Genomic DNA, 19,364 nt, shown 5'->3' with positions numbered 1-19,364 from the left:
CGATCTTCGAGGAGTATTTATGAAGACTTGGAGCCTTTTTCTGATCTCCATCCTGATGTCGGCCTGCGCCCATGCCCAATCTGAAGGCATTTTGCGGGGAAGCGACCTGGTTCCCATGACTTTGCAAGAATCTGTGGCTTCGGTCCGCCCTGGCAGCATCGTTGTTATCGGAGAAAACCACGGATTTGTTCAACACCGTGACCAACAGGTCGCTGTTATGCAAGGCTTGCGGACTCAAGGTTTGAAGGTCTCTGTGGGACTGGAATTTTTTACATATACTCATCAGCACTTAGTTGATGCCTACCGAGCAGGAACAGTGACTGAGCCCGAGTTTCTAAAAGCTATTCAGTGGGGAAGCCCCTCTTATGATTATTATCGCTCTCAGGCTTTATTTCCGAACTTAACGGAAGGCGCTTTAACTTTGGCTTTAAATGCTCCGCGCAGTGTGACGAGCTCTGCGGCAAAGAAAGGCCTTGAAGGACTTTCAGCGGACGAGAAGGCGATGCTGCCTCCAAACTTCACTTTAGGGCGCGATAGTTACAAACGTCGCTTCTTAAGCATGATGCCTCATTTGCCAACGCCAGAAGCAGGGGAGCGCTATTTCGCCGCTCAGTCCATTTGGGATGATACGATGGCCTGGAAAGCGGCCGACTTTATAAAGACTCATCCCGATCAAGTCCTGGTGATTGTCGTTGGCGAATTTCACGTCCAATACGGCGGAGGCCTTCCCGACCGTTTGCGTGCTCGCTTGCCGAACACACCTATTGTGACATTCTCGCAGATCAATACTCTGGGAATGGAAGAGGACGAGATCGCGGTTGAAATCCAACCGTCAGTTCAAGACGGACTTCGTGCAGATTACCTGTGGCTTGCACCAGCACAAAGTCTAGGGTTGTAAAGATTCTTTGAGATTCCTGTGAGCTTTTCTAAAATGGGAAGAGCTTTACAGGAGTCCCAACTATGTTTCCTCTTGAAACCCGCATTTTAGTTATCGACGACATGCCGTCCATTCGTGATCTCGTGAAGAATACACTAAAAGCGATGGGCTATAAAAACATCCAAGAAGCTGGAGACGGCGAAGAAGGTTTGAAACTTCTTTTACAACACAACTCTCCAGGAACTCAATTTCAACTGGTTATTTCTGACTGGAATATGCCGAAGATGAAAGGCCTTGATCTGCTGAAGCAAGTTCGTGCGACAGCGGAGTGGGCGAATCTTCCGTTTGTTCTTTTGACGTCGGAATCAGAACGCGATCAAGTGACAGAAGCCGTTCTTGCCGGTGTTTCTCAATACATCGTGAAACCGTTTTCAGCGAAGATTTTCGAAGATAAGCTGAAAGCGGCCTATGCTAAGCACAACAAAGCTTAAATTCTTTAAGACCTCAAGCGACCTTGAGGTCTTTTAGTTTTCTTTTCGAGGAAAACTCCCAACATTTTTTCCCCAATCCGGGGGAAATGTCTCATAATAACTTCATGAAAAAACTGTTCTCATTTTTCGTGGGCTTTTTTGCATTTTCAAATTCCTTTGCTCAAGACTGGCGAACGGCTACCCGTGATAGCGCCGGCATTGCGCCAGATCCTCACTCTGAAAAACGTGCGGTGGTGCAAGTGTATGCCGCTCGCACCGTGGATTGGCGCGGTTATTTTGCCGTGCACTCTTGGATTGCGACGAAAGCAAAAAATGCGAACGAGTATACGACTTATCATGTGATTGGCTGGCGCGTGCGTCGCGGGCAAGAAGCGGTCGTCGTACAAAAAGATATTCCGGATCGCCACTGGTTTGGGGCGCGCCCTGAATTGCTGGAAGATCTGCGCGGAGAAGAAGCGGAAAAAGCGATTCCACAAATTGCCAACTTAGCCGCGAACTATGCATATAAAAAAACGTACCGAGCTTACCCGGGCCCCAACAGCAACACTTTTATCTCGCACATTATTCGCAATGTGCCGGAATTGAAAGTAGAGCTTCCACCGACCGCTATTGGAAAAGACTGGATTAATCAAGGTGACGTCGTGGGTTGGAGTGAAGCCAAAACCGGCGTGCAATTTTCGTTGTTCGGCCTATTTGGTTTTACCGTCGGCTTGAATGAAGGTGTGGAGTTGAATCTTTTAGGACTTAACTTCGGCGTCGATTTTCTTCGTCCCGCTTTAAAACTTCCTATGGTGGGAAGGGTGGGGATGAAGGACAAGGCCTTTTAATAATCCGCAATTTTCGGCCCGTCTTAAAGCGGGCCCGACTCGTCTTTCTTCAGAAATATTCTATGTTTTCACTCAGAAAATTTTGAAAAATTTGAATGCCTCCCATGGGTGGTGCAGGATGGGCTCAACCATCTCTCGCAAAGGAGGATGATATGAAATTACTAACAGTCTTAGTGGCTACGGCCATGATGGTTTCGGGCTCTGCCTTTGCAGCCGGCTCCGGTTCGGGCTCAAGCTCAAGTACCGGTTCGTCGACGGGCACAGGTTCAGGCGCTCATACTGATACGGCAACATCAGGATCGGGAACAGGCACATCTGATTCCGCTGATATGTCGTCAAGTTCATCACCATCTGGCTCTGTGGCGTCGGAAATTGAACGCCAAGAGCGAGATAAAAAGAAAGCCAAAAAAAGCTCTAACAGAGCGGATGCAAGTGGTTACGAAAGTGAATCCACAGGCAGCATGAACAGAGGTACTTCAGATTCAACAGGATCTGCCACGGGTTCTGGCACTAGAACGGATTCTAGCGGCTCTGGAACTATGGGCACAGAAGGCACAACTGAGTAACTCACACTCAGATACGAGACCGAGCAATAAAACGAACTTGCTGTGGGCCTGGCTCAAAGCAAGTTCTCTGTCGCTCTTAAAGGAGTTTGTATGAAGACAGCAATCACGGCCGCGGTGACGGCGTTGTTATGTTCATCGGGATGGGCCATCGACGAAGGTGCATCTTCTTCATCAACGACACAGACGGAAGCCACTCGTTCGTCAGAGGCGAAAAATAAACCTAAAAAAGGCTATGACGCTCGTACGACGAAGACTCAAGCAGAAACGGATCCCAACAGTCCAAGTTCTTCAGGACATGAAAGAGATTCTATTGGCGAAAGTCGCCAGACAGGAACTGGCACCGCCGGCGGAGGCTATCAAGATCCCACAACGCCAGATGCAAAATCCAAAACAGCTAAGAAGAAAAAGAAAGTTCCTGGTCCCACCACTTCACGTGCAGAAAGTTTCGACGAGAAAAATAAAACACCCGCTGAAACCGGCACTGGAATGGGACGCGAAAAAGGAAACACGGGCAACATGGGTTCAGAAGGCACTGTTGAATAGAACTTCGTAGGCGGAGCAGTAAATTGACAAAAACAAGGGCCGCAACAAATGGCGGCATTGGAAATGCATTTAGACTGACATACAAATAGCACCTCTTAAGGAGGTGTTCTTTGTTTAAGTCTTTTCTTTTTTTATCTACTATAATCGCATCCATTTCGGCTCACGGCCATGTCTCTTTCGAAGTTCCGAGTGCAGCGGCGGGTAGCTACTATAAAGCAGTGGCGCGTGTTCCTCATGGTTGCGAGGGCTCACCCACGACGGCGGTCCATATCTCGATTCCTAAAGGATTTGTAACTCCGAAACCTATGCCTAAGCCAGGCTGGAATGTCGAGACTGTTCAAAATGATTTGGGACAAATTGAAGAGATTCGCTTTTCTGGTGGACGCTTGGCCGATGCTCATTACGATGAATTTGTTTTTCGTGGAAAAATCATGGCGGCAGCAGGAAGCACTCTTTATTTCAAAGTTCTTCAAACCTGTGAAAGCGGACAAATTAATTGGGCGGACGTTCCTGTACCGGGTCAAGACGAACATTCGTTACTGGCACCCGCGCCGTCATTGAAAATCACCCCAGCGACCGGCGCTCATTAAAATTCGCTCGTGCTGAAAACAAAAAAGGCATCCGCACGGATGCCTTTTTGTATTTGATAGTAAGAACTTTTTAAGCTGCTGCTGGAGTTTTGCGAGTGTCTTTTTTGAACTCCGTGATGTAGGGAACTTCGACAAAGAGGGTAGAGCCCACTCCCACTTTCGATTCCACCCACACGCGACCTTGCAGATCTTCTGCCGCGACTTTAATAGCGTCCATACCCACACCGCGACCGGAAATATCTGTCACTTGTTCGCGAGTTGAAAACTGGCTATCAAAGATGTGCTGAATGACTTGCTCATCGGTTTTGTTCTTCGTATCGACTAAGCGCTTCGCCAATTTTTCACGAATCTTTTGTGGATCAATGCCGGCACCGTCATCTTGAATTTTGATCAAGAATTTCGGTTGAAGAGGGTGAGGTTGAATTTCAAAACTCACTTCGACCTGGCCCTCCGCAGGTTTGCCGGCGTCAATACGCGCGTCGGGAATTTCGATTCCATGATCCACAGCATTTCTGAAAGCATGAACCAGGGTAGCAAAGAGCGAGTTGTAAATTTCAGGAATGACCATAACGTTGCCATTGTTGATCTTCAATGGCGCCATCATCTTATCGATTTTTTCGGCCAAGCGGAGCATCACATCGTTGTAAGGTTCAACGAAACGAGATACAGGCTCCATCGCCAGTTCTAAAAGAAGTTCCTGCGCGACGTGTCCGCCCCCAGGCAATGAACCGACTTTACGAGCAATATCATTCAACTTACTGATGGCAATTTCAATTTGACGTTCTTCAGGAAGGGCCGAAGACCCCAAGATTTCTTTTGTTTCATCTAAGAACTTAAAGAAATACTCTTCGATCTCAAAACATTTTGCACGTAATGAAATAAAGGCGGGATGAGTCCAGTTGTCTTTAAGTTCAGCCAGCAACGTTTCACCTTGATGACAGGCTTCGGCCACTTCTTTGATGGAAAAGAGCGCCGCGCCTCCCTTCAGAGTATGAAGATGGCGGAACAGAGTTTCCGTATCATAAGGAGCTTGGTCCTTAGAGACCTCTTCTCGCACCGAGATCAACAGACCTTGTGCTTCTTGGATAAAGCGATGGATTTCGCGTTTCGACTTGATCATGTTGATGATCAGTTTGGCGTGTTCTTTTTCTGTCTCTGCTTGTTTTTGCGCTTCAATCAGTGAAGTGATATCGGAAGCAACAACAACGACACCTTCCATCGCTCCTTCACTAGAACGAAGCGGGTGGTATTCTAAGGCAATATTGCGGTTTGCAGAGTGCGGGTAGGTCGTTGGACCCAACGGAGAAAGGTCTTCAAATGGCAGCATCTCCATGAACAGGGTTTGCATCCACTTCTTGAAACCTTCGACTTTGTTTTCTGGAAGTTTTAAAACATCCCAAATAAGCTGACCATCAGGTTTGCATTCCACCGTGCTTTCGCAGGCTTTTGAAGAGACATCCAAGATTTTTCCATCGGCATTAAAGATAAAGAAACCTTGGCCCAAACTGTCGAGTAAGGCTGACATGGTCTGATTCAAACGGGATAATTCACGGGTGCGGTCTGCAACCATTTGTTCCAAGTTTTTACTGTAGTTTTCAAGTTGCAACTTGGCATCTTCAAGGGCTTTGATGACATCTTCTTTTTGTTCAAGTTCAGCCCGGTATTTTTTCTGCAGACGTTCTTCTAGAGTCACGTCACGCACGAAAACAATCCAGTTTTTATCACCCATTGAATCAAAAATAGGTTGCAGAGTGATTTGGATTTTTCCTTCGCCACCTTGAGAGCTTTTGAAATTCACTTCTTTGTAGGGAGTGGCATCACAGATTTCAATGAGCTTGTCTAAACCATCAATCGGCTCGCTAAAAGCAAAGAGTTCACCAAACTTCATCCCGCGTGTGATTTTGCGAATAGAAAGGCCGGCGACAATGGCTGCGGTTTCATTGCAATAGACGACCTTTTGTTCGGCATTTAGAACGAACACGGGTTCTAACAATGTATCGAAGAGAGAGTACTGAATCTTCATTTTACAAAAGTCTCGTTCTTCTGATGGTAAAGGGTGAATTCACGTTTTGATGCCCATTCGGAAGCTTCAGAGTCTGTTTTGGACTCTGCACGCACGCGCCAATAGATTTTGCCTAGCGGGACGCGGTCTTTGATAAGGTAACGATTTCCGTCGATAGATTTCGCAATTAAAGTGCGAGAGAAATCAGCCTTGTCAGAAATTTCAATACGATATGAAGAGGCCCCTTCGACTTTTTTCCATTCAAGCCAGATAAAAGGCTCCATCTCGGTTTGCAAGAAGATCGAAGCGGCATTGAAAGGTTCCATTAATGTCGGCGCCACCAACGGGGCACGGAATGTATAAAGCACTTCTTCAATATTTGAAAACTCGGTCAATGGCTGATTCGATTCATCCATCGCTTGCACGCGCACGTTGTAGCGACCTGGATCATTCAATGTCAAAACACCCGCATTGGACGAATATTCCAAAAGCTGTGGAGCAGAGAAGTCTTTATTCTTATCCACTTGAACTAAATATGATTTCGCAAACGGGACTTCGCTCCAACTTACAGGAGTTTCTTTGGGGCCCGGTGCCTGGCCCACGGCATTGATGGTTTTAAGAGGATCCAGAGTCAAACCACCCACAGAGATTTCCAAAGTGCCGGTTTCGCTGGGCTCACTGATTAAACCATTCAGTCCACGCGCATAAACACGATAGAAGTATTTACCGGGGCGATACTGAGACCACGCGGCTTGAGTTTGCGTGATGTCGTATTTTTCGGCGTCTTTAAAGCTGGCGTCCTTTGCGATTTGCAAATGATAGTTTTTTGTCTGTAAAACAGGTTTCCATGCTAACTTCGGTGCTTCTGGTGAAGCAGGGTTGCGATCTTTGCCTGTTGGAGCTTTGAATTCAATTTTCTTTGTAACCAAGACAGGGCGGTCAGGACGCTCTTCTTTATGAGCGAGCAAGTTCAAAGTGAAGGACACCGGCTCGGACCAAGGCGAAACCTTTTGGCTTTCCGTTTGTCCTTGCACGCGCACCCAATAAGTTCCTGAAGGAAGTTTGGGAGTGACCGCGGCTAAGTTCGTCGTCTGCTCTTCTTTTAGAATAGTCTGGAACTCAGGATCTTGGGACACTTGCCAAGTGAAGTTTTTAAGCACTGGTTGAGCGCGCCACTGAACTTCTGTTGTTGTCGCAAGTTCTTCCTTTGGCTTTACTTTCAATTCTAAATTGATTTGCGCTGCTTGCGTCGGGGTCACGATTTGTGGACCCGCCAGATGCGTGACCTGCACGTTCTGAACCGGAGAAACTGCACTGACCTGACCATTGTGATCGAAGGCTTTCAATCTCCAATAGTAAGCGCCCGGTTCTAAAGGTTCAGTGACCGCAGTTTTTGTTTCCGACGTGATTTTAGAAACCGCCACCGTGCTGAAATCTTGCGCTGGAGAAATTTCTAATTCATAGCGAGAGACCGGGCCTTTCGATTGCCACTCAAAGGGAAGTGGATCGTCCGGATTCATGCGCAGATAATTGACATTATTGGCTGTCGTCAAACTTAACTGAGGTTTTTCCACCTGTTTAACTTCGCCTTTTTTATCAACGGCCACGACAGTGTTTTTAGGTAACGCCTTCACGGCTTTCTTTTTCTTATCAACGTACTTCACATCACCCGAAATAAGTTTTAAGTCGACCGTGCCGCTATGAGCTTTATTGAATTGAATTTTTGGTTTTTCCGCGGTGCCCGGAGTGGATTCAAGTTTGAATTCCTCGGTGCCAGATTTCACCGTTAAAGAAGAACCTTGTGCCAGTTCACCAACCAAGTTTCCGTAACGCAAATCCAGATTCATTTGACCGTTTTTTAGATTCAAAGTGATCAAAGAGTTGGGTTCGATGCGAATTTGAGTTCCATCTTGCAAGCGGATCGTAGCTTCAGAGCGATCTCCCGTAAAGATGGAGTCGTTTTGATAAACAGAGTCTTTGCGAGAAGCGGGAAGCCAGCTGAAAGTGTCTAAATTTTTTCGGCGCACGTCGTTTTGAGAGATCGCCACGTCACCAATCAGTTCTAATTTTCCGTTGTTAGCTTTTGGGAAGAGCAAAGAGTCGTCGTACAGAAAATACGAGAAGGCCACCAACAAAATGAGGGCTCCAACAAAGATGATTTTTTCTGTTTGTCCAAAACGTGACATAACACTCCTGCTTGAGGGCTTATCGGCGGGAAATGGCTAATCATTTACGGACCTTAGGCTAAGTTAAATCAGAATTTCTTTTCGGGTTTCCTGTTAACGGGCATACTGAACTCGTGAAAAAACGTGGCATATCAATAAGATATAAGATTCTATTGCTTCTAACTTCGCTGCCTTTGATTACATTATCGGTGTATCTGGTGCTGGCTTTACAAATTTTTGAAGACGATAAGATCGCCTATGTCTTTGATTCTTCAAGCAGTATGTCCGGAACCATGGCGGCTCAAATTAAGACACAGCTCAATGGTGTCTTAGGAACGACGAAGCCGATCTTTCAAGATTATCTGACTCAGCAAAAGTTCACGTCGATTTCGGATTCTATTTTTGCCAATGAGTTCACTCTTGAATCCATCGTAGTTTTTGGTGCCGGGGCGACAGGTTCTTACGAGAAAAAAGCTCTGCTAGAAAAAGTTCCCGGACAGACTGATGGCATTCTGACATCACTTCAGCAATACCTTCCTCAATATTTTGCCGAAGCCGATGCCAATCGTCGTGTCGTAAAAGTGCCTTATGTTGACGACCGTGTTTTTATTTTTGAAAAAGTGAGCGACGAAACAAAGACGCGCAACACGATTTTCATGGTGATCGTGCGTATGAGTGAAGCTTCCGAGATGTTCCGTGCAGTGACATCTCAGAAGATGTATTTGATTTCTCAAGACGGACTTGTTCTTTTTGGTCCCGATGGCATGCCAGGGAAACGCTTGCAATCTGTTGTAACGCCGTCATTCTTAAAAGGAAAATCGCCGATCGCTCAAGGGGCCGAGACGGACAAAGCCGTTGATGGAACAGAACTTTTGGTTTCTTATTCGCGCGCAGGCTTTGGTGATTTGATTGTTGTGACAACGGTTGAAAAAGAAAAAGCCTTGGGTGCGGTGCAAATTCTTATCCGCAAATCTTTAATCTTCTTCGGTATCTTGATTTCTTTGACGGTGATCTTAAGTCTTTTTGCCTCAAGTGGTATCACGCAAGCTTTGACTCAGCTTTTCACCGCAACAGGAAAAGTGGCAGAAGGGGATTTCAATATCCGTGTTGATGTGAAGTCCAATGATGAAGTGGGCAGCCTGGCTGAAAACTTCAACATCATGGCGGCGGAAGTATCGCGTCTGCTTGAGCAAACGGCAGAAAAAGCGCGCATGGAATCCGAGCTGCAAACGGCCAAAACGGTGCAAGAAACTCTGTTCCCAGAAACACGCGCCAAGATCGGGCCTTTAGCGATTGCGGGTTATTACGAGCCGGCCAGTGAGTGTGGTGGCGACTGGTGGCACTACTGTCAAATTGGGAATAAAATCTTTTTGTGGATCGGGGATGCCACCGGGCACGGAGCTCCGGCCGCGTTGATTACGAGTGCCGCGAAAAGTGCTTCCACGATTATTGAACGATTGAATATTTCTCCGAACAAAGCATTGGAGTTATTGAATCGTTCGATTTACGACGTTTCTAAAGGTCGCATCATGATGACTTTCTTCTTGGCGTCCTTCGATTTAGAGACTGGGGAGTTGGTTTATTGCAATGCCTCTCACGAAGCACCTTTCTTGATCAAAAAAACAGACGGCGCCCTTAAGAAAAAAGATTTAATCCCTTTAAATGAAGTGAACAATCCCAGATTGGGACAAGCGCGAGATTCTGTTTACCAGCAGACCAGTATTCAGATAGAACAAGGTGATGCCGTTTTCTTTTATACGGATGGCATCCCTGACATCCAGAATCCGGGAAAAGAAGCCTGGGGCGAACGAGAATTTATCAAAGCACTCATTGCCGCAAATAAAGATTTCCCGGGAGTGGGCGATTCGGTTGATCGCTTCGCTGTCAGCTTCCAAGAGCACCGTCAAGGGGCGCCCTTGGTCGATGATGTGACCTTTTTTGTGGTAAAAAATGAAGGTCTTAACTAAATTTATAATACGATTTGAACGTGAACGACGAGGAGAAGAGAATGGGTAAACTCGATGTAAAAATGAATAAAGCCGCCGACAAACTTGTGGTGCAAATGGCGGGGACTATTGACGAAGATGTCGACTTTTCTCAATTCAATATCGCTGGCAATCCAAGCATTGAAGTCGAATTGGGTGGTCTTAAAAGCATCAACTCTTGTGGAATCCGCGAATGGATTAAGTGGATGGGAACTGCTTCCGGCTCACAAATCGCCTTCAGCAACTGCCCTAAGGTGATCGTTGACCAAATCAACATGGTGGATGGATTCTTACCCGCGACCGGTAAAGTGAACTCTTTCTTTGTACCTTACTACAACGATGACTCCGGTTCTGAAAAGAATGTCTTGTTTCGTTATGGGACAGAGTTCAACGAAGGTGGGGTGACTCCGCCGGCGTCCGTGAAAGATGAAGAAGGCAATGAAATGGAGATGGACGTTATTGAGTCCAAATATTTCAAGTTCCTTAAGAAGTAGTCCAGCAAGTCCTAGGTCTAGAAAAGAAAGCGGGAACTGATCTTCAGTCCCGCTTTTCCTATTTTAAGCTCAATGCTTTCCTTTAAAACACCGACAAGAAAAACGTGGATTCAAGCAGTAAAAACCGTATTTTAATTCTGGAAGACGACGAGGCCATCGGAAACGCCTTAAAAGAAATTTTAAGTCGCGCCGGTCATCAAGTCTATTTGGCGGCTCGTCCGGATGAAGCCAATACGATTCTATCCACGCAAAATAATTTAGATTTCCTTTTCTGTGACTGTCTTCTTCCACAAATGACCGGCTTGGATTTTATCAAGCAGGCCCGTAACAATTATCCTAATGCTCGTTTCAAAGTAGTTTTGATGAGCGGCATCTACACGGATAAACAATTCATTCAAGAGGCGACACAAAGCACGCAAGCGATTGCTTTTCTGAAAAAGCCGTTTGAAATGGAGCAAGTTTTAAAGCTCGTCAAAAAAGAAGAAGCTCCTAAGCGCGAAGAGTCTTCGAGTGCTCGTAAGCTTCTTTATCAAATGTTCGCAAACCCCACGGTGACCAGCCGTCAAAAAAGAAAAGTGATTGAGTCGATTGAGGAAGTCAGCGGCTTTGATTTGCCTTTCTTGTATTCGCTTTTGGTAGAAACTAAGAGCAGTGGCTATCTGAATATCTATAATGCAGACGGATCTGTCTCTGGTATTTCATTCTGTAACGGGAATATCGTCGGTGTCGACGTGGATGATAAGACGACTTTCCTCGGAGAAATGCTTATTCAAAGTGGTTATGCGACTCCCAAAGACGTGCAAAATGCTTTGCGCGATAAAAACAATCGCCGTATCGGAAACTATCTGATTCAGAACAATCAGCTGAGCCCCCATGCGTTTGATTTGATTTTGATGGAGCAAATGAACATCCGCTTGGTGCGTACGATTGTTGATCAGAAAATCCGCGTGAATTTTGCTTCGGCGGAAGTTGAGATGAGTAATCCAAGTATTGATGCTGACACTTTGTCTTACTACCTTCATGACTGGATCGCTTCCAAGATTTCTTTGAACTGGTTGAAGTCTTTGTATGTGATGTGGTCTGGAAACGTCATCGTGAAAAGTCCGACATTCCGCGATGACCATCCTGCTTTGACAATGTCTTTGATCAAAACCTTAGAGGGTCTGCCTTTAAAGCTCAATAACCAAATGACGCTTTCGCAGCTTTTGGACGTCAAAGGCTATAGTGAAATTGCTGTGTATAAAGCCATCCACTTCCTTTTAACTAAAGGATTGGTGGTTTTTGCTCAGCGCGCAGCTTTTGCAAATCCGCAAGAGCAGTTGAAGGTTTTGAAAAAAATCTGGGCCGAACTTGATGGCAAGAATGGTTATGAAATCACTTCTTACATGGAAACCGCTGCGGGTGGGGCGTCCATGGAAGCCGCATTGGCAGAGTTCTTAACAATGTTGGGCGATCAGCCCCAGGATGCCGCTTCAGAAGCTTTTGCTGTCTGGAGTAAGATCAAAAGAACGGCCGAAGATGCCGTCACCGCGTCTCAAGATTCTAATAAGATCGATCAATACCGCCAGGCTACGCAGAAATCAGAAGCGGAAGCTAAGCTTCGCGCGACCACTTTGATGGAAGAAGTTAAAAAACAACTTCAGTATAATCAATACGCGAAAGCCTTAGAGACATTGGCCGAGATTGCAAGACTCAATCCACAAACTCAACAGCTTCACTTGTACAGCTCTTGGGCAAAGTTGGGTGCCGTGGATCCAGCAAAGAAACAATTTGTTCTTAAAGAAGTTGAGTTAGAGTTAGTTCAAGTTCCGCCAGATGAGCGCTATGACACTTTATTCCCTTTCGTGGTGGGTCTTTTCAATAAGATCAAAGGGGATGTCGTGGCCGCTAGAAAATCTTTTGAGAAGAGCGTGGCTTTGGATCCATCATTCATTCCAGCCCGTCGCGAGATTTCCCTTTTAACGGCGGCCAACAAAAAACAAGACGTCTTCAATATGGACCTGAAACAGGTTGTTTCAGGCTTCTTTAAAAAGCGTTAGAACTTCCAGAAAATTCCTGCATTTAAATCAATCTGCATTTCTTCTTTTGCGGCAGCCGGATCGTATTTGTAATCGCTCAGACCTAAACCATAACGCAAATACCAGTCTGAGTTGAACTGCCAGTAAGCCAGAGCTTTCAGATTGTAGGCGGAAGAAACTTTGAAATCACTGCCTGAAGAGCCCGCAAAATATTGCAGTTTATACTCTGTCCAATGCATGAAAGGTTTCATCCAGCGATTTGGTTTTTTGAGCCAGAACGCGCCAAGACCATAAGCTGTAGCACTGGCATTTTCACCTTGAACCATCTGCAATGGTAAAGTCAGTCCCCAGGTGGCATCAATAAGATTGAAACCTTCGTGCGCACGCCACTTTAACTCCAAGGTTGTGAAGTCGACTTTGGCAACATCGTCTTTTTCAGTGAAGTGCTGCAATCGCTCTACAGAAAGACCCCACTTAAAGCGGGACCAGTCGGCGTTGATCATTAAGAAGTTTTCAAACCACCACTGAAATTCTAAGGCACCAAAAGCGATGCCTGACGGGGTCTGGTAAGAGGCTCCCACGCCAAGTCCGAAAGGCTGGCCGCGAAACACATCATAACCAGCTACAAAGTTTTGACCGTCAGCTTGCACATTCAAATAACGGCGCGTTTCTACGCCCGCTGGAATTCCGCTGACTGTCCATTGAAATTGGTTTTTCTTAAGTGGTTCTAACTGAGAAGTTCCATCATTTTCAGGGGCGCGGACTTGCACACCTTCAGGGCTGATGCCGGTAAAAGAAAGTTTTGAAGCGTAAGTGCGAGACGCCGATTTTTGCGAAAGATACGGACGGTTTTTAGCTTTCGGCAGCTCACCGCGAACGTAAAACTCTTGGCGCATCGGAATATCGCCATCGCCTTTTAAGTAAAGTACGGGGCGATTTTTAGAAAGAGAAATCTGCCAGTCTGTCTCTGAAATCTTCTTAACTTTCTTTTCGTCTACGGGTTCGGCGCCGGACGCCGTCAGGATAATGCGGCTGCCATCGTCAGACACAACGGCATCTTTGAAATCGACGTCTTTTTTGCGAGTTTCAATTTCAAAGAAAGCGCCGGTTTGAGTTTGGGCTTTGAAGGCCACGTTTTCGCTGCGATCATTCAAATAAATGATGCCTTGGTTTCCAACGATCTTGCCGTTGATTTCAACTTGAGCGGCTTTCTTCGTGCTAGAGCGGGTTTTCACCACCATTTGCCCTTGTTGAGAACTTAAGTAGAGTTCCTTGGAACACATGTAGATGCGAGTTTCTTCGCTTTCACGATAAATGCAAAAACTCATGAATGGGAAGTACTTCATATCATCGACAAGCGATGCTTCGACTTCATCAGCAGAAAAAGTAGCCACTTGTGAACGCAGATGCTCATCTTCACCTGTAGCAGGAGCACCGTCGGTGATAGTGACATTTTCTTTGCTTAGTACCGTCGTGAAAATAGCTTTACCAGAGTTGTTTTTTACCGAGAGTTCGCCTTCGTTAACCAAACCCGCTGGCCAAGTGAAGCGAATGCGATAAAGACCTTTTTGAGTGGAAGGTTCAATTTGAAAGGTGATTTGAGTTGTATCGATTAAAATATCACCGATTTTTAAACGGTCTTCGTCGATCAATGTGTACTCAAATCGCTGCGGCAGAACTTGCAGATTGTTCTTATCCGCCTGGAAATACAGAGGCTTTAATTTGCTTGTGCGAGAGGGCGCTTGCGCCTGAGCCTGGATAGAATACGCCGTCATTAAAGAAAGCAAAGCGAGCAGGCATTTGGACATTACAAAAGCTCCTTTTTGATTTCGTCAGCACTCTTATGAGCCATAATAGCTTTGATCACAGATAAAGACGTTGTCATCTTTGAAAGGAAGTCTTCGTTGTGAGTGATCACCACGCGACGAGGATGTCCCTCCCACGCGTGCTTAATTTTTGAATTCAAGTCCCAAGCTTCTTGGAAAGTTTCCGTGCGAATCGTATTCGTTGTGTCGTAGAAGTCAGAGGAAGCCGTGTCTAAGTGAATCACCCAGTCATAGCGGGCAATCTCTTGTTCTTTAGAGCTTTGTACAAGTTTGAAGAATTCGTCTGCTTGCCCGGGCCAATAAGCAATGGCATCCAAGGATCCTCGGTCGCAAACGATCAAAGACTTTTGACTTAACGTCGAGATCATCTCTTCGAGTTCTTTTTGGGTGTAGTAAATCGCTTTTTGCGCATGAACGACACCTTGAGCTTCCTTAAAGCGAGGAAAGCCACCGCGATACAGAATACTTGCAGCTTCTGGAACGACTGCGCACTTTTGTCCCAACTCTTTTTTCAAAGCTTCAATCAATGTAGTCTTGCCACCCGAAGGTCCACCGGTAATTGCGATTTTGACGTATGAATTCATACGGATAGGATCGCCAATTCATAGGGCAGGGTCAAAATAAAAACTACAGCAAATAACGCAGGCGGAAGGCGATATTATAGATCATGCGGGCGAGCCAAGAGCGGGCCGCAAGATCCTTTTCAGACACGAGTTTCGCATTGGCCAAATCAGTTTCCCACTGTTGGGTCATGTTTTGAAGGCTGTCGGCATCGTTCAGCACCACTTCCACTTCAAGATCGTGCAATAAACTGCGGTGATTCAGGTTGAAAGAGCCGATAAAGGCTTCGTCATCCAGAATCATTGTTTTCGCGTGCAAGATGGTTTTTTGATATTCATAAATGGGGATGCGCTTTTGAAGCAAGAATTTAACAATGTAAAAGGCGGCCCATTTGACGACAGGAACGTCCGATTTTCCTGGAATCAGAATCTTGACGTCAACTCCACGGCGCGCGGCTTTCAGGAGGGCTCGAAGCAAAGATCTTTTTGGTAAGAAATAGGCTGTCGTAATGTAAAGTCGCTTATTCGCGAAAGCGATTCGGTGTAAAAGATCCCGATACAGACGTCGTCGCGTGCGTTGCGTGGTGTTCAGGCGTAAAATCTTTTCGTGAGGCTCTACGCGAGAGCGCCAGCGTCCGACCCAGTTGATAAGTCCTTTGATATAAGTACGCAGATAGCTGATTTGAAAAGCTAGAACTAAATACTTGATAGCATCGCCTTCGACCCAAGCTCCCGTGTCTCGCCAGGCGTGAGACCCCACAATGCTCGCACAGTGATCTTGAACGAAGTTGAAGCTTCCTAGATAGGCGCGTTTTTCATCGATAATTGAAATTTTTCGATGATTGCGCCGGTTCATGTGCTTCATCAAAAAACTTCCATGCAATGAATACTTTGCAAACAGACTTCGTGCCCACAAAAGCGGGTAGGGGAAAGGATGGAAAACCCGGAACTCAATGCCGAGTTGGGTGCATAGACGATCTAGTTGAGGAATGTAGTAATACGAGCCAAAACCGTCGACCACAATCTTGACGCTGCAACCGCGAGCGCGTGCTTTTCCAAGTTCTTCAATGAGTGGAGTCGTGAGTTTATCCAGAGCAAAGATGTAAGATTCGATCGTGATACTTCGTTGTGCATGACGAATATCCTCGAGAAGGCTTTGATAGTACTCATCGCCCGAATGAAATATGCGAACCTGACTCCATGACTCCATATGTCGATTGTTCAATATATTATTAAAAAAGTCGACAGCAAAGCAGGGGTGGGGGCAAACTGACTTTATGACGACGTGCAATCTATGGAATTTTAAAAAAATTTTGGCGGGAAGTTTTTTGGTCTTAGCGTCTTGCGGGGCGACATGGGCTCAAGCGGCACTTCCTAATGGAAAAACCACGGTGATTTACTTCGGTCAGCAAAAAGCGGCCGAGTTTGATAGTAAGATTAAGCCTTTCTTTGCAGAACAATCTCGTCCCTGCAAGAGCTGTGAATTGGTGAACTACACTCCTTACGATTCTACGGGAGAAGTGGACATGGAGGCGTTGAAAGAGCGCATCACCTCTTTGCCAGAAGGCACAAGTTTCGTGTTTTTTGATTTCAACATGAAAGTGAATGATTCCACGAAGGACCTTGTTCAACTTCTGAGTAAAAAATCGCAAGCGGGTTTGGTTATCGTCGGATCTGCGGGCGTTCCACCTGCGGCGGAAGCTTCAGGTCCCCTGAGTCGTACCGTGCTGGGACAAGTTCCGGGCGCTTTGATTATCGGTGAATTGGGTGAGCGTGATCGCTTGGTGCCAACAGGTTTCTATGGCCCAGAAATGTTGACTGCTCTTCGTCCTCCGAAAGATCATATCGGTCAAGGTTACAGTCCTTTGATTTTCGCCGCGAATTTGGCGGAAAATTGGCAAAAAAGATCGCCACAAGAATGGGTGGATTATTTGCGTAATAAAAAGTCTAAGAGTCGTAAGATTTGGATGGGGCTGAACGATATGTTCTAGCCTTGAACGGGGTTTGCTTGGCGGAGCGGATTAGGGAATGAGTCGCTTCGTTCGGGCACGCCATCGTGGCTCATCAGCGCCGGCCTTGCCGGTTCGGCCATCCTGGCCCGCTGAAGGCCCTTCACTTCGGACTCATTCCCTAATCCGCTCCGCCAAGCAATCAGTTAACGCTAGGTCATTTATTCCAATCAATATTCATGTATGTTTTTTTTATTACGCTGCATGGGCGCGTTTGTCGTGTGTATGTGTTTAGCGGCCGGGGTAGAGGACGACTCTGTTGTGGAGGCGTTGGGGGACTTTTTCTCGAATGAGGCGTAGGGCTTCTTTGTCGCTGTAGCGGCTCGAGGCGTGGATGAAGACGATTTGTTCGCTTTCGATTTCGTCCAGGCGGGGGATGATTTCGTCGATGTGGGTGTGGCCCCATTGGCGGGCTTGGTCGATGGTTTTTCTTTCGTCTAAGTAAGTGGCCTCTAAGAAGAGGATTTTTGATTTTTTAACCCAGTCTCTGGAATCCAGGAACTCGATTTGGGTGTCGCCGGTGAAGCTGACCATCGGGATCTCATGGACTTCGTTGACGTTGATGTGTTTTCGGCGCAGTTCGATGATTTCGTCCTGGCTTAAGCCCACGTATTCTTTTTTAAGTTTTTTAACGGTTTCAAAAACGGTGTAACCGTAAGACTCAATACGGTGAGTGGTTGGGAAGACTTTCACATAGGTGTTGCCGTTGATTTGAAATTCGTCGTCGGGTTTTACGGAGATGAACTCGTAGCGATATTGATGGCCTTCAATTTGTTCCCACAGCTTCATGATTTTATCTAGGGGTTCTACCAAAGAGGGCGGCATATAGAACTTCCCGGGTTCTTGGGAGTTCATGGCTTTTTGCGAGATGATGTAGGGAACTCCCGCCGCGTGATCAAGGTGGCCGTGAGTGATAAAGTACTGCTTTAAGTTTAAAAGGTAAGGGTAGCCTTGGGCCACATCAAAGCTTAAAGAAAGCTCGGGCATAGCTATCGCTGTGCGGATGCCCGACAGCGATAGTCCGTGAAATTTGAATTTGGAATAGCTCCAGCTTTCTCCAGCTTGTACCGACATAATTACATACAGCGTGCTACAAGATCATGGCCAATCCAAGCTACAGGCGCTTTTGGTTGCCATGAATCATGAAGCATCACATAGCCGCAGGATTTAAAGACAACTTCGCTCAAAACCGCCGTGATTAAATTTTTCTCATCTTTATGCAATGAGAAAAGATGGTCTGAGCTCTTCAACATGTACTCCATTTGGTCTTGGCGAGAGTGTTGAGGCCACTTTTCGTAGTTTGTGAATTCTAAAGTCAGCGGATTTTTCAAGTAGTCATCTGTAAACGACTTGATTTGCTCAAAGGTCACATCGTCTTTCAAAAGTTTTTTGCAATCGCTCAAAACTTGTTCAGCGTGTTTTTTATCTCCAGCGTCTTTTTGGATAGCTGCAAGCAAAGGATAAAGTGATACTTCAACACCTTGGAAGACCGAGCTTGAGTTCGTCAAAATCTCTGGGCAGTTGTAAACACAGCAGTGCACACCTTGTTTGAAGAAATTTTCAGCATGTTTTTCCAAAGCCATTTTTGCCCAGCCTTGGAAGTAGCACGTGTAAGTTTGCCACTGATATTGGCTGCCGATCATGACCTCTGTGCCATGGTAACCATACGCCGTGTAAGAAACATGAGAACCCTGAGACTCCCATTTTTTACGAAGAGGTGCCGAAAGCTCGATCAAATGACGGAAAGTTTCTGCCGTCACTTCGTTAAAGTTTCTAAGACAGAATTGACCGATTTGAGAATCAAGCAAAGCTTGTGTCGGGATGTGACGGTCGCCCGTCCCTTTAAACGCGCGGTTTAAAAGAGGCATGATGATTTTTGTGCGAGGAACACCGCCAGCCATCAAGTGCGCAAACAAAACATTCGCACCTGCAGGCACATGCTTTTCTAACTCTTTCATGAAAAGTTCGGTGTTTTTCTTAAAGCGAGCCACGCCATGAGCCTGAGACTCGTCGATGGCTTTCCAATCCAACTCGGCCTTATCCCAATCACTCAGTTTGATATCTTTCAATTGATCACAAGGAGTCACACCATTTGCAGCCGCATCCATATCGAAACCGGCTTCCAAAGGAACATTGATGAAGGGTTGAGGAATGTGGGCTGTTTCTTCGGCTGTCAAAGCGCGCAAAGAGCCGTCTTTTTCACGACGTCCTACAGTGGCACGGACGATGGTCATTCCACGACGTTCGGCTTCTTCGACCAAACCATTGGCGTAACCGCGGGAAAAGAGCTCGCCAAAAAGCACAAGAACATCGCCTTTTTTGTAAGCACTCAAAGCGGGTTTTTCACGAAGAGGGAAAAGTTGCGTCATAAAATACACCTCACAAAGTTAAGGGCCTATAGTCTGCTGAGC

Annotated in this window: 17 protein-coding genes; 10 read left to right on the top strand and 7 right to left on the bottom strand. The window is 46.2% G+C overall.

Going from position 1 to position 19,364, the window contains the following annotated elements; translation table 11 throughout:
• Positions 1 to 19 precede the first annotated feature (19 nt).
• The 6 genes from ACLWBD_RS10715 (at position 20) to ACLWBD_RS10690 (ending at position 3,894) form a co-directional block, all read left to right on the top strand.
• Positions 20 to 898 (top strand): ChaN family lipoprotein, encoded by an 879-nt coding sequence (locus tag ACLWBD_RS10715; RefSeq protein ID WP_413568167.1) that lies wholly within the window; start codon positions 20 to 22, stop codon positions 896 to 898.
• 62 nt (positions 899 to 960) lie between these two features.
• The gene (locus ACLWBD_RS10710; protein ID WP_063208581.1) at positions 961 to 1,368 is read left to right on the top strand and encodes a response regulator; all 408 of its coding nucleotides are present in this window, start codon (positions 961 to 963) and stop codon (positions 1,366 to 1,368) included.
• Between the two features lie 104 nt (positions 1,369 to 1,472).
• On the top strand, positions 1,473 to 2,195 hold the full coding sequence (locus ACLWBD_RS10705) for a DUF3750 domain-containing protein (protein ID WP_413568166.1): 723 nt from the start codon (positions 1,473 to 1,475) through the stop codon (positions 2,193 to 2,195).
• A gap of 152 nt (positions 2,196 to 2,347) precedes the next feature.
• Positions 2,348 to 2,761, top strand: a complete 414-nt coding sequence (locus tag ACLWBD_RS10700; protein ID WP_063208579.1) for a hypothetical protein — start codon at positions 2,348 to 2,350, stop codon at positions 2,759 to 2,761.
• A gap of 90 nt (positions 2,762 to 2,851) precedes the next feature.
• The gene (locus ACLWBD_RS10695; protein WP_063208577.1) at positions 2,852 to 3,304 is read left to right on the top strand and encodes a hypothetical protein; all 453 of its coding nucleotides are present in this window, start codon (positions 2,852 to 2,854) and stop codon (positions 3,302 to 3,304) included.
• Between the two features lie 110 nt (positions 3,305 to 3,414).
• A complete protein-coding gene (locus tag ACLWBD_RS10690) occupies positions 3,415 to 3,894 on the top strand; it encodes a YcnI family protein (protein ID WP_413568165.1) in 480 nt (159 codons plus the stop codon).
• A gap of 70 nt (positions 3,895 to 3,964) precedes the next feature.
• Here the strand turns inward: ACLWBD_RS10690 and ACLWBD_RS10685 are convergent, their stop codons facing one another.
• Positions 3,965 to 5,917, bottom strand: coding sequence for an ATP-binding protein (locus ACLWBD_RS10685; protein ID WP_063208573.1), 1,953 nt, complete (start codon positions 5,915 to 5,917; stop codon positions 3,965 to 3,967).
• Complete coding sequence (locus tag ACLWBD_RS10680) at positions 5,914 to 8,082, bottom strand: FecR domain-containing protein (protein ID WP_063208571.1); 2,169 nt, start codon at positions 8,080 to 8,082, stop codon at positions 5,914 to 5,916. The genes ACLWBD_RS10685 and ACLWBD_RS10680 overlap by 4 nt, the downstream gene beginning before the upstream one ends.
• A gap of 173 nt (positions 8,083 to 8,255) precedes the next feature.
• Here ACLWBD_RS10680 and ACLWBD_RS10675 point away from each other — a divergent pair, with 173 nt between their 5' ends.
• The 3 genes from ACLWBD_RS10675 to ACLWBD_RS10665 all read left to right on the top strand — a co-directional run bounded on the left by ACLWBD_RS10675 (position 8,256) and on the right by ACLWBD_RS10665 (position 12,579).
• Positions 8,256 to 10,028, top strand: coding sequence for a SpoIIE family protein phosphatase (locus tag ACLWBD_RS10675; RefSeq protein ID WP_413568164.1), 1,773 nt, complete (start codon positions 8,256 to 8,258; stop codon positions 10,026 to 10,028).
• A gap of 41 nt (positions 10,029 to 10,069) precedes the next feature.
• Entirely contained in the window at positions 10,070 to 10,540 is a 471-nt protein-coding gene (locus ACLWBD_RS10670; protein ID WP_063208569.1) for a hypothetical protein, read from the top strand.
• Between the two features lie 104 nt (positions 10,541 to 10,644).
• Entirely contained in the window at positions 10,645 to 12,579 is a 1,935-nt protein-coding gene (locus ACLWBD_RS10665) for a response regulator (protein WP_413568163.1), read from the top strand.
• Here ACLWBD_RS10665 and ACLWBD_RS10660 read toward each other — a convergent pair.
• Genes ACLWBD_RS10660 through ACLWBD_RS10650 form a run of 3 tightly spaced genes read right to left on the bottom strand, consistent with a single transcriptional unit; the run spans position 12,576 to position 16,154 of the window.
• Entirely contained in the window at positions 12,576 to 14,366 is a 1,791-nt protein-coding gene (locus ACLWBD_RS10660; protein ID WP_413568162.1) for a hypothetical protein, read from the bottom strand. The two genes, ACLWBD_RS10665 and ACLWBD_RS10660, sit on opposite strands and share 4 nt — an antisense overlap.
• A complete protein-coding gene (locus ACLWBD_RS10655; protein ID WP_063208566.1) occupies positions 14,366 to 14,968 on the bottom strand; it encodes an ATP-binding protein in 603 nt (200 codons plus the stop codon). The genes ACLWBD_RS10660 and ACLWBD_RS10655 overlap by 1 nt, the downstream gene beginning before the upstream one ends.
• A gap of 43 nt (positions 14,969 to 15,011) precedes the next feature.
• Positions 15,012 to 16,154 (bottom strand): phospholipase D-like domain-containing protein, encoded by a 1,143-nt coding sequence (locus ACLWBD_RS10650; RefSeq protein WP_413568161.1) that lies wholly within the window; start codon positions 16,152 to 16,154, stop codon positions 15,012 to 15,014.
• 67 nt (positions 16,155 to 16,221) lie between these two features.
• Between ACLWBD_RS10650 and ACLWBD_RS10645 the strand changes: the two genes are divergently transcribed.
• Positions 16,222 to 16,935 (top strand): hypothetical protein, encoded by a 714-nt coding sequence (locus ACLWBD_RS10645; protein WP_063208564.1) that lies wholly within the window; start codon positions 16,222 to 16,224, stop codon positions 16,933 to 16,935.
• Between the two features lie 249 nt (positions 16,936 to 17,184).
• Here ACLWBD_RS10645 and ACLWBD_RS10640 read toward each other — a convergent pair whose 3' ends face one another.
• Positions 17,185 to 18,027: an MBL fold metallo-hydrolase gene (locus ACLWBD_RS10640; RefSeq protein WP_413568160.1), complete on the bottom strand. Its 843-nt coding sequence runs from the start codon at positions 18,025 to 18,027 to the stop codon at positions 17,185 to 17,187.
• A gap of 2 nt (positions 18,028 to 18,029) precedes the next feature.
• A complete protein-coding gene (locus ACLWBD_RS10635; protein WP_413568159.1) occupies positions 18,030 to 19,322 on the bottom strand; it encodes an enoyl-acyl carrier protein reductase FabMG in 1,293 nt (430 codons plus the stop codon).
• Positions 19,323 to 19,364 lie beyond the last annotated feature (42 nt).

The sequence above is a fragment of the Bdellovibrio sp. HCB117 genome (genome assembly GCF_047305915.1).
Classification (GTDB): domain Bacteria; phylum Bdellovibrionota; class Bdellovibrionia; order Bdellovibrionales; family Bdellovibrionaceae; genus Bdellovibrio; species Bdellovibrio bacteriovorus_B.
Note: the sequence above shows the minus strand (reverse complement) of the source record. Positions and strands in the feature narration are given on the sequence as shown.